Below are 14,864 nucleotides of genomic sequence, written 5' to 3'. Positions count from 1 at the left end.
TTGTGGTGGGAACTATGAGTTATATGTCAACCCTGGCAACAGAAGGGTCGGGCTGGTTTCTGGCCCTTATAATCGTCCTTGCGATCTGGGAGCTTTTATGGAAAGGCATTGGTCTGTGGAAAGCAGCGAAAAAGGAGCAGAAATACTGGTTCATCGCAATGCTGGTACTAAACACTGCAGGCATTCTGCCGATATTGTATATATTCTTATTCCAGAAAGGTAAGAAGGGAGTGTAAGGTTCCCCATGTTCTACAGAGTGGAAGACCTAACAACAAAATCCACAAAACTCCCCGCGAACTCCCTGTACGAGCTCGCCACCAGATGGGCGTAGCAGCCCAGTGTATTGTTCACGGTCAACCCGTCCCAGCCGTTGATGATGCCGGTGCCTCGGGAGAGTTTTATGGCGAATTTTGCATCCTTCGGGATATCGGCGACCTCGGAATGATGGAACTCATGGCCGCGGAAGGAGTTGCCTGTCCTGCCGATGACAGAGTCCATGGAAAGGGAGCCTATGTTATAGCTGACCACGCGCTTGTGGCCCATGAGTGTATGGCCGGGAAGCGCTCCTACCATATCATGGGTGGATTCGGGCATCTCGGCCATGTGGTAGGTTCCCTTGCCTTTCACTCCTGTGGTCAGTTTCTCCGTGAGGTACATCAGTCCACCGCATTCTGCATATATGGGCAGTCCGCTGCGTGAGGCGTCCAGTATATCCTCCCTCATCGAAAAGTTGTTCTCAAGCTCGGCAGCGAAAAGCTCGGGATAGCCGCCGCCGATATACAGGCCGTCCACCTCCGGGAGCTTGCGGTCGCGTATGGGACTGAAGTATCGCAGATCAGCACCTGCAAGCTGTAACAGCTCCAGGTTATCATGGTAATAGAAATTGAAAGCCTCGTCAAGGGCCACGCCGATAACCGGGCGTTCACCTTCGATCTCCCGTGGCAGGAAGACGGTGTTCTCCGGCCTCTCCAGCGGCGGGGCCTTGTGCGCGGTCTCCAGCAGGCGGTCGATATCCACACCCTCCTTTACCGCATCCCTGATGAAGTTCGTGCGCTCGTCAAAATTATCGGCCCTGCGCCGCTCCTCGATCGCGGGCACAAGACCCAGATGGCGCATGGATATCTTCATCGAGCTGTTGCGCGGGATTATGCCGATCACAGGGATGCCGGTGTAGAACTCTATTGCCTCCCTGGCCTTTTTAGCATGCCTGGGGCCGCCGATGTTGTTGAGGATGACACCTGCAATATGGACATCCTTGTCAAAGTCCCTGAAACCCCCGACCAGCGCCGCAGCAGAGCGGGTAATGCTCCTGGCATTGATAATTAGTACCACCGAACACTTGAGGATCTTGGCTATCTGTGCGGTGCTGCCTACATCCGTGAAGCTGTCAAAACCCTCGTAGAGACCGCGCACGCCCTCTATAATGGCTATATCAGCTTCCCCGTCCACCTCGCATCCATGAACGAACACGTCCCTGACACTCCCCTCCTCCATCAGGAAACCGTCAATATTCCTGGCCCTCCGGCCTGTTATCTCTGAATAGTAGCTCGGGTCGATGTAGTCCAGGCCCACCTTGTAAGGCTGGACATTATAGCCGGCCTCGGTGAGGGCTGCGAGCAGGCCGATGGTTATTGTGGTCTTGCCGGAGGAGGAACTGCCTGCCGACAGGAGTATCCTGGGCATATCCTTGAGCGCCGAAGCCGGTACCTTTTCAGTCTCAGTGTTTCCGTCCCTGGGAGAGTTTTGAATCATGGAGATATCCTAAATTAACAAAATCAATAGCCTTACCTTGTGAGCTCCCTGAGCCGCTCATCGTCAAGTGAGCCGGGAAGGATGGACTGATCATTGAACATGATGGCCTTTGCAAGGTTCCTGTAAACATGGGCGATGTCCGACCTGGGGGCTTTTTCAAGCACCGAGAAGCCGTCCCTCTCACAGTCCTGGACTATCTGCTCCTTGGGGATGAAAGCTACAAGCCTGCTGCCTATCTCCTCGGAGAACCTGCGCACTATTTCCTCCTCGCGTGTGACGCTTCTGGAGTTGCAGATGATGCCGGAAAGCGGCGTGTCTATCTTGGCGAGGCCCTTGCATATGTTATTTGCAGCATAGAGAGGCATGTACTCACCGGATGTGAGGATGTAGGCCTCGGTAACGAGACCCTTGCGTATGGGAGCTACAAAACCACCGCATACGATATCCCCCGGGACATCGTAGATGATAAGATCCATATCGCTCATGGAAGGACATGCCTTCTGCAGCTTCTGGATGGCCACGATGATACCCCTGCCGGCACATCCGATACCGGGCTCAGGTCCGCCTACCTCTACGCACTTTACTCCGCCGTATCCCTCGAATACTATATCCTTCTCCCTGACATCGATGTTCTGCCTCAGTAGGTCAAGGATGGTTGGTATTCTCTTACCTCCAAGCAAGGTGATGGACGAGTCGCTCTTGGGGTCGCATCCTATTATCATTACCTTGTAGCCTTCATCGGCACATGCGGCTGCAACATTGGAGGCCGTGCTGGACTTGCCGATACCGCCTTTTCCATAGATAGCTATCCTTTTCTGGTTCTTAGCACTGGTCGTCATGAGCATCTCCTGAGATATCACTTGCCAAGCATGTCCTTTGCAACTTCACGCAGGGTTGCGCCGAACTCGGATTCCACTATATGGTTGACCCCAAGGGTCTTGGGATGCAGGTCTATCTCCACGATGACATGCTGGTGACCCATCTCCTTGAGGGGAAGGACCTGTCTTGGACCATTGGTGACGGAGATTACCTCCATTCCCTCAAGAGCCTCCATAGGGATTGCGTGGGGCACTCCTGTGATAAGGGCAAAGTCATAATCCTTGTACTTCTGCTTGATGAGCTCATTCACCCTTTCTCCTGTTACCGGGTACTCATCCATCCCGCCGATTATCTCGTGGACTGTTATACCTCTCTCCTTAAGGTCGGCAGCTATGCACTTTGCATGGTGGCGCACCCTTGGAAGCCCGAGGGAATCATCAACGTTGGCCATATTGACCACGTTGCCTTCCTTCCCCAGAGCCAGGGCGACCTCGTTCACAGCAGCGGTGATGTCTGCGAACATGTAGCCGGTTTCTTTCTTGGCGTTCATGATGGTGATACACTTCCTGCCTTCCTGCAGGAGCCGGATGACCCTTTCAGCAACCTTGTACTTGACATCACCCCTTGAAGGCTCAAGATACTGTCTGCTTGCGGCACCGTGGCGCTTTTCCACCTGAGTGGCCTCATGCAGAAGGACCTTCTGTCTCTCAAGCTCTTCCCTGTCTATGACGCCCACCTCGCAGGCAGATTCGAGAGTTATCAGCACACCCTTTGTGTTATCAGGATAACCCGCATGCACCTCCACCTCGATGACCGGTACGTCCAGATTGGCATCCTCCACAGGTTCACGCAGTTCCTCGCCAATGATCATGCTGGCGCATGTCCCGACCACTCCGATGAGTCTGGGTTTGAACATCTCGTTGACCTTTTCCAGCAGGGACGAAAGCTCCTGGCGCCCTCCAAAAACAAAGCCGTTCTCATCAAGGGCTGTTGTCACAACGCGGATCCCGTCCTCTTCCAGAAGCCTTGCATGTTTGAAAGAACATCCGGGAGGGCCGTGCAGTATAGCCACATCTACATTCAGGTCACGTAATGTGTATAACGCAGCCACGATGGAACTTGGCCGCGGATGTATGATCGATAATTCTTTTCCCATCATAGTGAATACCATTGTCAGCTTTGATTAGTATGAATAGTGAAATGTGTTAATAACTTTGTCGGGATAAGTGTGAAATAGTATACTTAAGTCTAGGCAATTTTTCTGAAGCTGACAGCATCTTACCCTAGAGAAATCGGAGGGAACCTTATCTTGAATCCCTGCCTGGCAAGTTCACTGCAAGAATGCCATATCGATAATGTTCTCAAGATAAAAGCCTGTTGATATGGTCTGACCTGCAAAAGAGGACTTAACTTACCTGAAGCATTTCACACAGGATAACACCAGATCACCTTTCACGGATATCCCAATCAATTGCCCGAGTCCGTCCTCCAGGTGAGCAGCATGGCTTATCCTCTCATGCCTGATATCCTTCATCCTTTCCCCGATGAGTATCAGGCGTTCAATATCCCCAATGCGCCTTCCGATGAACTCAGCCACCTTTTCGGGAGGGAGACCCTCACAGACCTGTGCAGCTTCCTCGCCAAGCACCATCAGCACTTTTCCTGCGTTTTCGCCGGCAAGCCTTGAGAGACCGTAGTCAAGGGCCCGCTCGGCAGATTTGATATCCATTCCGGAATTGGAATTATCGATGAGAATCCTGCCACTGACATCCTTCTCCTGCATCCTGCCCTGAAGGCCGGTAAAGCCTCCTATCACATCCCTGACAGAGTCCTGAGATATTCCCATATGCAGCGCCACAGCGCCGGCAGCCGCAAAGGCCAGCGTATAGGATGAGGCGCTGTAGGAGGGGTCAAGTTCAGCAGCCAGGCTCACCTCCTCCGTGCTCAAGGTGATGCCCTTCCCGTCAAAAGTGAGCTGCAGGTCGGCCTGCGGATCATGTGAGCAGGAATCCGTGAATGTGAAGAATTCCCTGCCGAGCTCCCTGGCTTTGTCGAGTGACTTGCGGTCATTGGATTTCAGGAAAAAGACGCTACCCTCTTTTCCATAGTCAAGCATCCTGATCTTTGCATCGCTTGCCTTGGAGGTGGATTTTGCGATGGCATAGTCGGGCTCGAGGGTGGTTATCACGCCGATATCAGCGTAGCCGGTCCCTCCTATAGAAACCTCGAAGATGCAGCAGTCCGGATGAATATCCATGGAGCCCATTATGTCAATGGCATGCAGGATGCTCCCTGGTGCTATACTCAGACCAAGGTGCAATAGCCGGGACCTGCCATCAGCCCATAGCTCCAAGCCGCGGGTAGTGTGCAGAACTACAGCCATTTTCCTTGAGAGCATGTCCGCCAGAAGGGATGCAGTGCTGGTCTTGCCCTTGGAGCCGGTGACCTCTATGACTTTAACTCCTTCAAGTACTCTGCTCGTGGAAAGGACCATTCCGACGGCCTGGTGGTGACTGATGATCACCTTGCCCTGCTCCCCCGCATCCACAAGCATCTGGTAGCCGGGGTCCAGGTGGACCGGGCTCACTATAAGGCCGAAGGGATTGACAGGAATAGGATTTTTGGAAACGGTTATACAGAGATCCTGCCTCATGGAAAGCAGGACATCCTCTGACACTGTATTATAGACATCCACAGCTGTGACATCAAGACCCAGTTCTGCCAGTTTCCTGGCTACGATAGTTCCTGCATGCGTAAGATCAAGGACTGCGACCTTGCGGTTCAAAGGAGAAGTGCCAGAAAAGCAGGATTTCAGGGTCATGATGCCTGCCAGGAAAAACAAGTACTAGAAAATATCTCGGCACAGGAACAATGAAAGTACCACCGGTCAGAGCAGGAAAGCAGAACAGGATAAGGATCAAAGATATGGGTATGAGGATTAACTTTCGTCATCCTCTTCGTCATCCTTATAACTGTCGGAGCCCACCATCGCGGCTGCTATGGATTCTATGCCATCGAGCCATTCCGCCACAAGGCCGTAGGGTATATCCTCCATGGTCTTCTCGGACAGTTCCTTGCCGCTCAGGATGAGCGCTCCTATCTCAGCCACTGTGGCAAGGGATATTTCTATATCATCCGATGCCTCGGCTTCAAGAGCAACTTTTACAAGGTCGTTAATGTCGTCCTTTTCATCGTATTCCTTACGCAGATAGCACTCACATGCCGCAAAACTGCCCATAAGGGAGGTCTGGAGCGAATCGATCATAAGGTCCGCATCCTCGGATATAGGATCTATTTCGGCAAGAGCTATATCCCTCACCCTAGAGAGCATATCAAGGGCAGCATCTGAAGAGAGCTGGTTCCTGTCATGCTTTGCGATTATCTTCAGGCAGGCAAGAATAATGTCATCTTCCATGTTGACAAAAATAGCTCCCTCTTTTCCCTGTGGCTCTGCGGACTCATCAAACTTGAAATTGCTTTCCTTGACCTGGTTCAGCCAGTTCTTCCAGCGTTCCTCAGTATAAAAATCATGATGAAAGACTTCATCTTCCCTACCAGACATTTGCTTACCTCAATCTTGAATTATTCACCTTTTCTTTGTTTACGCTACTACTACGATTTTTTGTGATAAATATATTTTCGCGTGATTATAACTTAAGTTCAACCTTCTTTAGTGAGCAGCCCGAAAGTCCCTCGTCTATGCTCTCAAGAACCTTAGCCACTGTACACTTATCACCATTATTGATACCTTCAGGGTTTATCAGATCATAGAGACGGTCATCAAAGCTGCTGCATTTCGGATGCTCATAGCTGATCCTGGCACCTGCGATGGCCTTTTTGGAGTCGATGGCAGCCACTATGGGAGAAGATACAACCTCTACGGCAATGACACCGGAATCGTGTATGAAACACTCATGTACAGTATCACTCCTTATCTTCACGACCCGGTACTTCCTTCCGGGTTCGAGATTCAGGCAGGTCCTTTTGAGTTTGCATTTTTGGCACTCACGTGACTCGCCAAGGAACATGAAATCCTCTCCTTCTTTTGCGAGCCTTGAGCCAACAAGGGTTATCGTAGTATCGGTATCGGTCATATAGTCACCTGAAAGATTGATCATGAGATTACTTTAGTTATGCGTGCTACTTTTTCAGCGGCTGCAGGTGTGAGACCCGTCCCGAGTATGGTATATCTTTCCGGGCGGATAGTATGTGCAACTAGAAGCGCCTCTAATATATACCTATCTTCAATACCCAGCTGTTCAGCCGTTGTGGGAGCCCCTATCACTTCAAGGCACTCCTTTATCTTTTTCCAGTCGCCCCCGTGCAGGTACATCATCATGATCGTACCCACACCGCATTGCTCACCATGCAGGGCATGCCTTGGAGAGACCATATCCAGCGCATGGCTGAACATGTGCTCCGAGCCCGAAGCCGGCCTTGAGGAGCCTGCAATGCTCATGGCGACCCCGCTGGATACAAGCGCCTTGACGACCATCCTCACAGAGCTCTCAAGGTCAGGTTTGATCGAATCAGCCGAGTCGATGAGTATTTTGGCGGTCATCCTTGATAGGGCTGCTGCATACTCACTGAAAGGCTCGTTCGTCAACCTGTGCGCAAGTTCCCAGTCCCTGACAGCGGTATAATTCGATATGATATCCCCGCACCCAGCAGCCAGCAGGCGGTAAGGGGCCTTTGATATGACAGCCGTATCAGCCACCACGGCCATGGGAGCGTTTGCCTCGATGGAGCTTGTCTTCCCGTTGCAGCGTATAGAGGCTCTCGATGACACTATGCCGTCATGGGAAGCGGCGGTTGGAACACTCATGAAAGGAACATCCAGCTGTGTGGCAGCAAGCTTTGCGACATCTATAGACTTCCCACTGCCAACGCCCAGAAGGTAAGATGAGTTATGTTCAAGTGCCTCGGCCTTTATCCTGTCGACCTCATCCATGGAAGCCTCTGCTGATACCACCATCCGGACATTCTGACCGCAATCGCTCAGCTGATCGAAAACAATATCTCCGGCTATCTTTTTCGTAGTACAGCCTGTGACTATCAGAGGATCCTTTCCCATTTTGAGATCTCTGCAGACGTCTTTTATATCGTATATGACGTCGTGGCCGACCAGCACATCCCGGGGGAGCTGCATCCATTTTTTCATTCCATCTTGCATGGGGATCAATTCTATACCTGCTGGTTAGAGTTAAAGGTAGTAAATTCGACTATAAGTTATTATATGTTGCTTTCAGAATCTAAAGCACTATAGATCTCCTATCAGGAGTTTTCCCATAAACTATTAAACATTTGTTGTATTAGGATATTCCTATATTATCCTGCTGCTGTGATTACAAGTGGTTCCAATGATAGATAAAATAAGCCAGCTAATCAATGAATATTACATCGACCCCATACTGCATGACAGTGGCTACAATATTGTTAACACTGTTACCTGGGCAATCATACTAGGAATATGCATATTCGGAATTGTCAAACTGCTAAGGAAAATGAATGTCAATATCACTGACAGGCTGACAGCGTCAGTGATCCCTTTCATACTGGCAGGTTCATCGCTCAGGGTAATAGAGGATACCGGCGTGCTTGAACCGCCAATCAGTTATCTGTTTATAACTCCAAACATCTATTTCCTGGTATTCCTTATAACGGTGATCTTCCTCATCATTGCAAAAGTGGTGAGCAAGGCCGCAAATAAGGGCTTTGAGACCGTGTTCGCATTACTCGGGTCAGCATGGTTCGTTGTCAACATAGCCTACCTGCTTTATCTTGAAGATATCGTGAGACCATGGGTCCCCATATTTGTTATTGCTTCTGCCGGCGTACTCTTGTATCTCATATACCTGATATTCCGTCGATCGGGGAGCGAAATATTCACTAACAGGCTCAATCTCTCCATACTCGGAGTACACCTGCTGGATGCTTCATCCACTTTCGCAGGAGTGGACTTCCTTGGGTATTATGAAAAACACGTTGTGCCTGCTTTGCTCATTGACCTGACAGGCACGGCACTTGTGATGTATCCCCTAAAACTTTTAATCTTCCTGCCAGTAATATATATACTTGATACACAGTTCGAGGAAGATGAGGATTCAAAGACCCTGAAGACCTTCCTCAAACTGGTAATAATCATGCTGGGACTGGCACCTGCCTGCAGGAACACCATCAGGATGATGTTGGGAGTGTAACAGAATGTTTAGCACTGAAAGAAGAGAAGAACTAAAGATATTCCTTAATCAGCTAAAGCCATATATAATGCTCAGCACGCTCGTTTTTGCCCTGTCCATTGCAGCAGGCTATATAGCTTACGGGCTCTACCCCGAACTTGCAATGCAATCGGTGTCCGGTCTTGAGGAGCTTGTACAGATGCTTGAAGGCCTCTCACCCCTGGAGATCATGCTTCTCATCTTCATCAATAATACCATAGCAATGTTCATCGCCGTGCTGTTCGGGATAGTGCTGGGTATTGTGCCCTTCCTGGTGCTGGTATTCAACGGATTCATAATAGGTACTATAGTGAGGATGCTGCTTATCGACAATGGACTTGCCTTTATTATAGCAGGACTTGTCCCGCATGGAATAATCGAGATACCCTTACTGCTTCTTTCAACTTCGATAGGTATGAGGATAGGGTTTGAAGTATTACGCGCAATTGCCGGAAAGCCTTCGGATATAAAACAGGAGTTCCTGAAAGGGATGAAGTTCTTCTTCTACTGGATGGTACCCCTGATCTTCCTTGCAGCACTTATCGAGACATTCATAACACCGGTGATAATGTACCTGGTCTCAGGCGCATAAGAAGAACTTAAGCATTTGGCAGGACAACAATACATACGATTTAGAATTGCAATTGATAACTGCGATTGATAATGTGAACAGATTTATAAATGTCAAGAACATTTGCGGAGAAAACCGAGGCTAAACATGATCAACAGGAAAGATATCATAGAGATAATAGAAGGTTATGATACCGACAATATCAAGATAGGCTCCGTTGCCTCACATTCCGCGCTGGACATCTTTGACGGTGCCATCGAGGAGGGCTTCAGGACCTTTGCGGTCTGCCAGCAGGGACGTGACAAGACCTATACAAAGTATTTCAGGTCCCAGAGAGATGCTGAAGGAAAAGCTGTCCGCGGGATAGTGGACGAGTCTGTGTGCCTGAAGAAGTTCAATGAAGTGATAAGTCCTGAGAACCAGCAGAAACTGGTTGATAACAACGTGCTTTTCATCCCGAACCGCTCATTCACGTCCTACTGCGGCATTGATGATATCGAGAATGAGTTCCGCGTCCCGCTCGTAGGTAGCAGGAACATGCTCAGAAGTGAGGAGAGAGGTATCGACAGGGACTACTACTGGCTGCTTGAGAAGGCCGGGCTTCCCTTCCCTGAGAGGATTAAGGACCCGCAGGATATCGATGAGCTTGTGATGGTCAAGCTTCCCCATGCTGTCAAGAAACTGGAAAGGGGATTCTTCACGGCAGGGACCTATGAGCAGTATCTTGAAAAGTCCCAAGCCCTGCTGAAGCAGGGAGTGATCACACAGGAAGCCCTCGAGCATGCAAGGATAGAGAGATATATTATCGGGCCCGTGTTCAACCTGGACATGTTCTACTCACCCCTTGAGTCGGAGATGAGCAACATAGAGTTGCTTGGAGTAGACTGGAGGTTCGAGACCAGTCTGGACGGGCACGTAAGGCTGCCTGCTCCGCAGCAAATGACGCTTGCACCGCACCAGCTCACACCTGAGTACACGGTTTGCGGCCACAATTCCGCAACACTCCGGGAATCACTGTTGGAGGAGGCGTTCGCCCTTGCGGAGAAATACATCGAGGCTGCAAAGAAGCATTACGACCCCGGTGTGATAGGTCCCTTCTGCCTGCAGACCTGCGTGGACAAGGATCTCAATTTCTACATATATGACGTCGCTCCAAGGGTCGGAGGCGGCACCAATGTGCACATGTCAGTTGGACACCCTTATGGTAATACCACCTGGCGCAAGCCCATGAGCACCGGCAGACGCCTGGCCCTTGAGGTCAGAAGGGCAATAGAGACCGGTCAGCTTGATAAGATAATCACCTGAGCCCCGCTCAGGTCAATCCTATTTTTGCAGCTGCTGTTCTGATATCTATGCCATCTGGTAGTGTAGAAAATTGCAATATTCATATCAAATTATATATTTGTGCTTATATAAATGAGCAATGCCCTTCAAAAGAATCCCCACAGGAATTGCAGAGCTTGACCGGCTATTCGAGAGTGGTTATCCCGGCAGGTCACGGGCTTCTGGTCAGGGGACCTCCCGGCTTGGAAACGGAACAGGGTTCCTTGGAAAGGGCTGCGGCAACTATACGTCCGAAAATGCGCTGCACTAACATCTCCCTTGAACCCATGAGTTTCAGGATAATTCCTGCGGGATCAAGATAGAGAAGATATTCCAGAGGGATGAGGTGCCCTGCGGTGCTCTTGACCTTGCAGTCTGAACCTTCCTCTGTAGTCAGATCCCGAACATGAAGCCATCATGCCGGAAGGATGGATTGGCTGCAGTTATGCCGGATTTTGCCACAGTAAGTTATATACATGATAAAAATAATAGGGAGAAGGATTTCAGGACCCTGGATAGAAACAGATGTATTTTGAGATGGTAGAAATCATTTAAATAGCATAAATGAAATGATACCACAAACCTAAATTACAGTCGATCAGATCATCCGTAATTTTATGCTTTGAGACCTTATACCCAACCGGGAGGGAATTTAAAAATTGAGTCAACCTTGTGTTAATATCGGCATGGTGGGTCATGTCGACCATGGAAAAACCACACTTGTAAGCGCGTTGTCCGGTGTATGGACAGATACGCACAGCGAAGAGATGAAGCGCGGCATATCTATCCGCCTTGGATATGCAGATACCACTTTCAGGAAATGCCCTAACTGCCCTGAGCCCCAGTGCTACACAGTCTCGGACAGGTGCGAGGGATGCGGAGAACCATCCGAGGAATTAAGGACAGTTTCTTTTGTGGATGCCCCGGGACACGAAACGCTGATGGCAACTATGCTTTCAGGAGCAGCTATCATGGACGGAGCCATACTTGTCATCGCGGCAAACGAGCCCTGTCCGCAGCCGCAGACAAAGGAGCACCTGATGGCGATCAATATCATCGGCATCAAGAACCTGGTAATCGTGCAGAACAAAATAGACCTGGTCTCCAGGGAGCAACTTATAGAGCACTATCACCAGATCAAGAAGTTCGTGAAGGGCACGGTAGCTGAGAACGCACCCATTGTCCCTATCTCTGCACAGCAGAACACCAATATCGATGCCCTTATCCAGGCAATGGAGGAAATGATACCCACTCCGGTCCACAAACAGGATAAGCCTGCCCACATGCTTATTGCAAGGTCGTTCGATATCAACAAGCCGGGAACAGCCATCGCGAACATCTCAGGAGGAGTCATAGGCGGCACCCTTACAGAAGGAGTCCTGCATCCAGGTGACGAGCTGGAGATATGTCCGGGTATCAAGATAGAGAGTGAGGGAACCACCAGGTGGAAGCCGGTAAGGACCAAGATAACGCGTATAGTTGCCGGCAAGGAAAATGTGAAAGAGGCTACTCCAGGAGGTCTTCTTGCGGTCGGGACAAGTCTTGATCCCACTCTTACCAAGAGCGACTCACTTACAGGGCAGGTTGCAGGCATACCCGGAACACTGCCGCCAACGCATGAGTCCTTTGCACTTGATCTGCAACTGCTTGACAGGGTTGTAGGTGTCACCGACGAGGAAAAGATCGGCCCGATAAAGACCAGCGAGCCACTGATGCTCAATGTGGGCACTGCGACCACCGTAGGAACAGTAACCAGCGCAAGGAAGGACATCGCAGAGGTAAAGCTCAAGAGGCCTGTCTGCGCAGAGATAGGATCAACAGTGGCCATCAGCAGGCGTGTCGGCTCCCGATGGCGCCTCATTGGTGTAGGAGTAATCAAGGGTTGAAGGTAATTATCGACACAAACGGCCTGATGATACCTGCCCAGTTCGGGGTCGACATCTTCGAGGAACTCAGAAGACTGGGATATAACAGGTTCATCGTACCGCTTGCTGTGATAAGGGAACTGGATAAACTTGGGAACAAGCTCCGCGGAAAGGACAGGACAGCTGCAAAGATCGCGCTTTCGCTTTCACAGAGGTGTGAGATCTTGGAAGCTACCGGCCATGCTGATGATATTATCGTCGAACTGGCCATTGAGCTTGGTGCAGCAGTGCTGACAAATGACATCGGACTTAAGAAGAGACTGGAAAGCAGTAATGTTCCCATTATCTGTCTCCGCCAGAAGAACAGACTTGGCAATGTCGCAGATGAGATATAGCTCAACTAAAAAGAGTTAAAGTAAATTAATAGCAATTAACAATCATACAGTTCATTGGAGTTAATCACATGTATAAAAAGATGAGACTCGCAGACACTATTCGTGTGGCTCCTGACCTTCTGGGCGGAGATGTGAGGGCAAATGTGAAGAATGCCTTAAGGGATAAGCTCGAAGGCAGGATAGACAAGGCCATAGGTGCCATTGTAGCTGTCACGGAGATCGATGCCATTGGAGAGGGACACATCCTCGTTGGTGACGGTGCTGTATATTATGACGTTACTTTTGATGCTATTGTGTTCGTGCCTGTTATCCAGGAGGTCATTGAGGGCGAGGTCGTTGAGACGGTTGACTTCGGAGCCTTCGTAAGTATCGGTGCAATGGACGGGCTTTTACATGTGAGCCAGATAACCGATGATTTCATGTCCTACGACGGTAAGAATGGAAGGCTTGTCAGCAAGAACGGCGGAAGGTCCCTTGGCGAAGGCGACAGGGTAAGGGCACGTATCGTTGCTGTCAGCATCAATGAAAGAGAGCCAAGGGAAAGCAAGATCGGCCTGACAATGAGGCAGCATTCCCTCGGCAAGATAGAGTGGCTGGAAGAAGACAAAAAACCCAGCTCAGAGAAGGCACAGTAATCCGGAGGGATCGGTAGATGGGAGAACAGGTTTGCCGTGAATGTCATCGTATACTATCAGGCCAGACATGCCCGATCTGTGGTTCCAGTAATCTCAGCTCGGACTGGAGCGGCATGGTTATTATCATAGACCCGGAGCGTTCGGAGATCGCTAAAAAGATAGATGTCAAGGTAGCGGACAAGTATGCATTGAAGGTGCGCTGATTGGGCGCGCAGATAAGTTTGCCTGAATCTGTCAGGCCGCTTTTTCGCAAGCTCTTTGGCATCTTATACACTGGCAGTGGTGATGACACCATCAGAAAACTATCCAAAGACCTGGGTAGTCCCACAAAACTTATATCCGTGGGTGATGTTACTACCTTCCACTTGCTCAGTTCAGATATTATACCGGATGTCCTTATAGTGGATGACCGGACAAAACGCGGACCGGCTTCTGACCGGGTCGTGGTGGGCACAAAGCACAAAGGCTTCAGAGAAATATCCGTTGACAATCCTGCCGGGGTGATAACCGGGGATCTGATAGACGCTGTAGGCGATGCGATAGCATCTAACTGCCGCGTGAGGATATTTGTGCGCGGCGAAGAAGACCTTGCAGCTGTACCTGCCATGATAATGGCGCCCGAAGGCTCTGCAGTGTTGTATGGACAACCTGACCAGGGTGTCGTGCTCGTACAAATCACAGAATCAAAAAAAGAAGAGATAAGGGACCTGTTAGCAAAAATCATTGAAGCACAGGGCCATAATAAAGATACAGAGACTATTTGGAGGAAACTGGATGGATTTAAAGATCACCAAGGATAACACCAACGCGCTCCTCAACAGGCGCGAGATGAACTTCAGCGTAAATTATGAAGGACCAACTCCTGCAAGAAGCGTTGTCAGAGGAAAGATAGCAGCTATGCTGAACGTACCTCTTGATCTTGTGGTAGTCCATAAGATGGGAAATGAGTTCGGTAAGCAGGCACTGGAGGCATACGTTAAGATCTACGAAAACGAAGAGCGCATGAAGCAGATCGAAAACGAGTATGTGCTGAAAAGGAACGCAGCTCCCGAAGAAGCAAAGGAAGAGTAATCACAAGGTGAGATAATGGCTGCAAAAGATTACTATAAGGTAAGCGGAAACTCCATCGAGCGCGCAAACCAGTTCTGCCCCCGCTGTGGAGAAGGCGTATTCCTCGCTGAGCACAAGGACAGGCGCTCCTGTGGAAAGTGCGGATACACCGAGTTCAAGAAATAAGGTTCCTTTTACGGTTCACAACCACGGTTGTGACCTTATTCTATTTTGTA

At 49.9% G+C, this 14,864-nt stretch carries 19 protein-coding genes; 12 read left to right on the top strand and 7 right to left on the bottom strand.

Features of this window, described 5'->3' with window-relative positions:
* Nucleotides 1-14: 14 nt before the first annotated feature.
* Complete coding sequence (locus PV02_RS03220) at nucleotides 15-236, top strand: DUF5652 family protein (RefSeq protein ID WP_256621920.1); 222 nt, start codon at nucleotides 15-17, stop codon at nucleotides 234-236.
* Nucleotides 237-249: 13 nt separating this feature from the next.
* Here the strand turns inward: PV02_RS03220 and cfbB are convergent, their stop codons facing one another.
* From cfbB to PV02_RS03185, 7 genes are all read right to left on the bottom strand, one after another.
* Entirely contained in the window at nucleotides 250-1,752 is a 1,503-nt protein-coding gene (gene cfbB / locus PV02_RS03215; protein WP_425438342.1) for a Ni-sirohydrochlorin a,c-diamide synthase, read from the bottom strand.
* 32 nt (nucleotides 1,753-1,784) lie between these two features.
* Nucleotides 1,785-2,597 carry a Ni-sirohydrochlorin a,c-diamide reductive cyclase ATP-dependent reductase subunit gene (gene cfbC, locus PV02_RS03210; protein WP_342765625.1) on the bottom strand — a complete coding sequence of 271 codons (813 nt, stop codon included), beginning with the start codon at nucleotides 2,595-2,597 and terminating at the stop codon, nucleotides 1,785-1,787.
* 11 nt (nucleotides 2,598-2,608) lie between these two features.
* Nucleotides 2,609-3,730 (bottom strand): Ni-sirohydrochlorin a,c-diamide reductive cyclase catalytic subunit, encoded by a 1,122-nt coding sequence (cfbD, locus tag PV02_RS03205; RefSeq protein ID WP_256622152.1) that lies wholly within the window; start codon nucleotides 3,728-3,730, stop codon nucleotides 2,609-2,611.
* 252 nt (nucleotides 3,731-3,982) lie between these two features.
* Nucleotides 3,983-5,392 carry a coenzyme F430 synthase gene (gene cfbE / locus PV02_RS03200; RefSeq protein ID WP_256621918.1) on the bottom strand — a complete coding sequence of 470 codons (1,410 nt, stop codon included), beginning with the start codon at nucleotides 5,390-5,392 and terminating at the stop codon, nucleotides 3,983-3,985.
* A gap of 117 nt (nucleotides 5,393-5,509) precedes the next feature.
* Nucleotides 5,510-6,133, bottom strand: coding sequence for a DUF2150 family protein (locus PV02_RS03195; protein WP_256621917.1), 624 nt, complete (start codon nucleotides 6,131-6,133; stop codon nucleotides 5,510-5,512).
* An 85-nt stretch (nucleotides 6,134-6,218) separates the two neighbouring features.
* On the bottom strand, nucleotides 6,219-6,665 hold the full coding sequence (locus PV02_RS03190; protein ID WP_256621916.1) for a UPF0179 family protein: 447 nt from the start codon (nucleotides 6,663-6,665) through the stop codon (nucleotides 6,219-6,221).
* Nucleotides 6,666-6,685: 20 nt separating this feature from the next.
* The gene (locus PV02_RS03185; protein ID WP_256621915.1) at nucleotides 6,686-7,744 is read right to left on the bottom strand and encodes an NAD(P)-dependent glycerol-1-phosphate dehydrogenase; all 1,059 of its coding nucleotides are present in this window, start codon (nucleotides 7,742-7,744) and stop codon (nucleotides 6,686-6,688) included.
* A 187-nt stretch (nucleotides 7,745-7,931) separates the two neighbouring features.
* Between PV02_RS03185 and PV02_RS03180 the strand changes: the two genes are divergently transcribed.
* From PV02_RS03180 to PV02_RS03130, 11 genes are all read left to right on the top strand, one after another.
* A complete protein-coding gene (locus tag PV02_RS03180) occupies nucleotides 7,932-8,771 on the top strand; it encodes a DUF63 family protein (RefSeq protein ID WP_305891106.1) in 840 nt (279 codons plus the stop codon).
* 4 nt (nucleotides 8,772-8,775) lie between these two features.
* Nucleotides 8,776-9,381, top strand: a complete 606-nt coding sequence (locus tag PV02_RS03175) for a stage II sporulation protein M (protein ID WP_256621913.1) — start codon at nucleotides 8,776-8,778, stop codon at nucleotides 9,379-9,381.
* 126 nt (nucleotides 9,382-9,507) lie between these two features.
* Nucleotides 9,508-10,665 carry a formate--phosphoribosylaminoimidazolecarboxamide ligase family protein gene (locus PV02_RS03170; RefSeq protein ID WP_256621912.1) on the top strand — a complete coding sequence of 386 codons (1,158 nt, stop codon included), beginning with the start codon at nucleotides 9,508-9,510 and terminating at the stop codon, nucleotides 10,663-10,665.
* 118 nt (nucleotides 10,666-10,783) lie between these two features.
* Nucleotides 10,784-10,954 (top strand): hypothetical protein, encoded by a 171-nt coding sequence (locus PV02_RS03165; RefSeq protein ID WP_256621911.1) that lies wholly within the window; start codon nucleotides 10,784-10,786, stop codon nucleotides 10,952-10,954.
* Nucleotides 10,955-11,342: 388 nt separating this feature from the next.
* Nucleotides 11,343-12,569: a translation initiation factor IF-2 subunit gamma gene (locus PV02_RS03160; protein WP_256621910.1), complete on the top strand. Its 1,227-nt coding sequence runs from the start codon at nucleotides 11,343-11,345 to the stop codon at nucleotides 12,567-12,569.
* Nucleotides 12,566-12,943, top strand: coding sequence for a PIN domain-containing protein (locus PV02_RS03155; RefSeq protein WP_256621909.1), 378 nt, complete (start codon nucleotides 12,566-12,568; stop codon nucleotides 12,941-12,943). Before PV02_RS03160 ends, PV02_RS03155 begins: the two co-directional genes overlap by 4 nt.
* A 68-nt stretch (nucleotides 12,944-13,011) precedes the next feature.
* Nucleotides 13,012-13,578: a DNA-directed RNA polymerase gene (locus PV02_RS03150; protein WP_256621908.1), complete on the top strand. Its 567-nt coding sequence runs from the start codon at nucleotides 13,012-13,014 to the stop codon at nucleotides 13,576-13,578.
* 17 nt (nucleotides 13,579-13,595) lie between these two features.
* Nucleotides 13,596-13,781 carry a transcription elongation factor subunit Spt4 gene (gene spt4, locus PV02_RS03145; RefSeq protein WP_256621907.1) on the top strand — a complete coding sequence of 62 codons (186 nt, stop codon included), beginning with the start codon at nucleotides 13,596-13,598 and terminating at the stop codon, nucleotides 13,779-13,781.
* Nucleotides 13,782-14,378, top strand: a complete 597-nt coding sequence (locus PV02_RS03140) for a GTP-dependent dephospho-CoA kinase family protein (protein ID WP_256621906.1) — start codon at nucleotides 13,782-13,784, stop codon at nucleotides 14,376-14,378.
* On the top strand, nucleotides 14,353-14,649 hold the full coding sequence (locus tag PV02_RS03135; protein ID WP_256621905.1) for a 30S ribosomal protein S24e: 297 nt from the start codon (nucleotides 14,353-14,355) through the stop codon (nucleotides 14,647-14,649). Before PV02_RS03140 ends, PV02_RS03135 begins: the two co-directional genes overlap by 26 nt.
* A gap of 15 nt (nucleotides 14,650-14,664) precedes the next feature.
* Nucleotides 14,665-14,814: a 30S ribosomal protein S27ae gene (locus tag PV02_RS03130; protein WP_256621904.1), complete on the top strand. Its 150-nt coding sequence runs from the start codon at nucleotides 14,665-14,667 to the stop codon at nucleotides 14,812-14,814.
* Nucleotides 14,815-14,864 lie beyond the last annotated feature (50 nt).

This window comes from Methanolobus chelungpuianus (assembly GCF_024500045.1).
GTDB lineage: Archaea > Halobacteriota > Methanosarcinia > Methanosarcinales > Methanosarcinaceae > Methanolobus > Methanolobus chelungpuianus.
Note: the sequence above shows the minus strand (reverse complement) of the source record. Positions and strands in the feature narration are given on the sequence as shown.

Bases quoted from the DNA above. Each gene is read 5' to 3' on its own strand.
- cfbC (WP_342765625.1), bottom strand. From the start codon at position 2,597: ATGCTCATGACGACCAGTGCTAAGAACCAGAAAAGGATAGCTATCTAT.
- PV02_RS03180 (WP_305891106.1), top strand. From the start codon at position 7,932: ATGATAGATAAAATAAGCCAGCTAATCAATGAATATTACATCGACCCC.
- PV02_RS03135 (WP_256621905.1), top strand. From the start codon at position 14,353: ATGGATTTAAAGATCACCAAGGATAACACCAACGCGCTCCTCAACAGG.
- PV02_RS03175 (WP_256621913.1), top strand. From the start codon at position 8,776: ATGTTTAGCACTGAAAGAAGAGAAGAACTAAAGATATTCCTTAATCAG.
- PV02_RS03185 (WP_256621915.1), bottom strand. From the start codon at position 7,744: ATGCAAGATGGAATGAAAAAATGGATGCAGCTCCCCCGGGATGTGCTG.
- PV02_RS03150 (WP_256621908.1), top strand. From the start codon at position 13,012: ATGTATAAAAAGATGAGACTCGCAGACACTATTCGTGTGGCTCCTGAC.
- PV02_RS03195 (WP_256621917.1), bottom strand. From the start codon at position 6,133: ATGTCTGGTAGGGAAGATGAAGTCTTTCATCATGATTTTTATACTGAG.
- PV02_RS03220 (WP_256621920.1), top strand. From the start codon at position 15: ATGAGTTATATGTCAACCCTGGCAACAGAAGGGTCGGGCTGGTTTCTG.
- spt4 (WP_256621907.1), top strand. From the start codon at position 13,596: ATGGGAGAACAGGTTTGCCGTGAATGTCATCGTATACTATCAGGCCAG.
- cfbB (WP_425438342.1), bottom strand. From the start codon at position 1,752: ATGATTCAAAACTCTCCCAGGGACGGAAACACTGAGACTGAAAAGGTA.
- PV02_RS03170 (WP_256621912.1), top strand. From the start codon at position 9,508: ATGATCAACAGGAAAGATATCATAGAGATAATAGAAGGTTATGATACC.
- cfbD (WP_256622152.1), bottom strand. From the start codon at position 3,730: ATGATGGGAAAAGAATTATCGATCATACATCCGCGGCCAAGTTCCATC.
- cfbE (WP_256621918.1), bottom strand. From the start codon at position 5,392: ATGACCCTGAAATCCTGCTTTTCTGGCACTTCTCCTTTGAACCGCAAG.
- PV02_RS03130 (WP_256621904.1), top strand. From the start codon at position 14,665: ATGGCTGCAAAAGATTACTATAAGGTAAGCGGAAACTCCATCGAGCGC.
- PV02_RS03190 (WP_256621916.1), bottom strand. From the start codon at position 6,665: ATGACCGATACCGATACTACGATAACCCTTGTTGGCTCAAGGCTCGCA.
- PV02_RS03165 (WP_256621911.1), top strand. From the start codon at position 10,784: ATGCCCTTCAAAAGAATCCCCACAGGAATTGCAGAGCTTGACCGGCTA.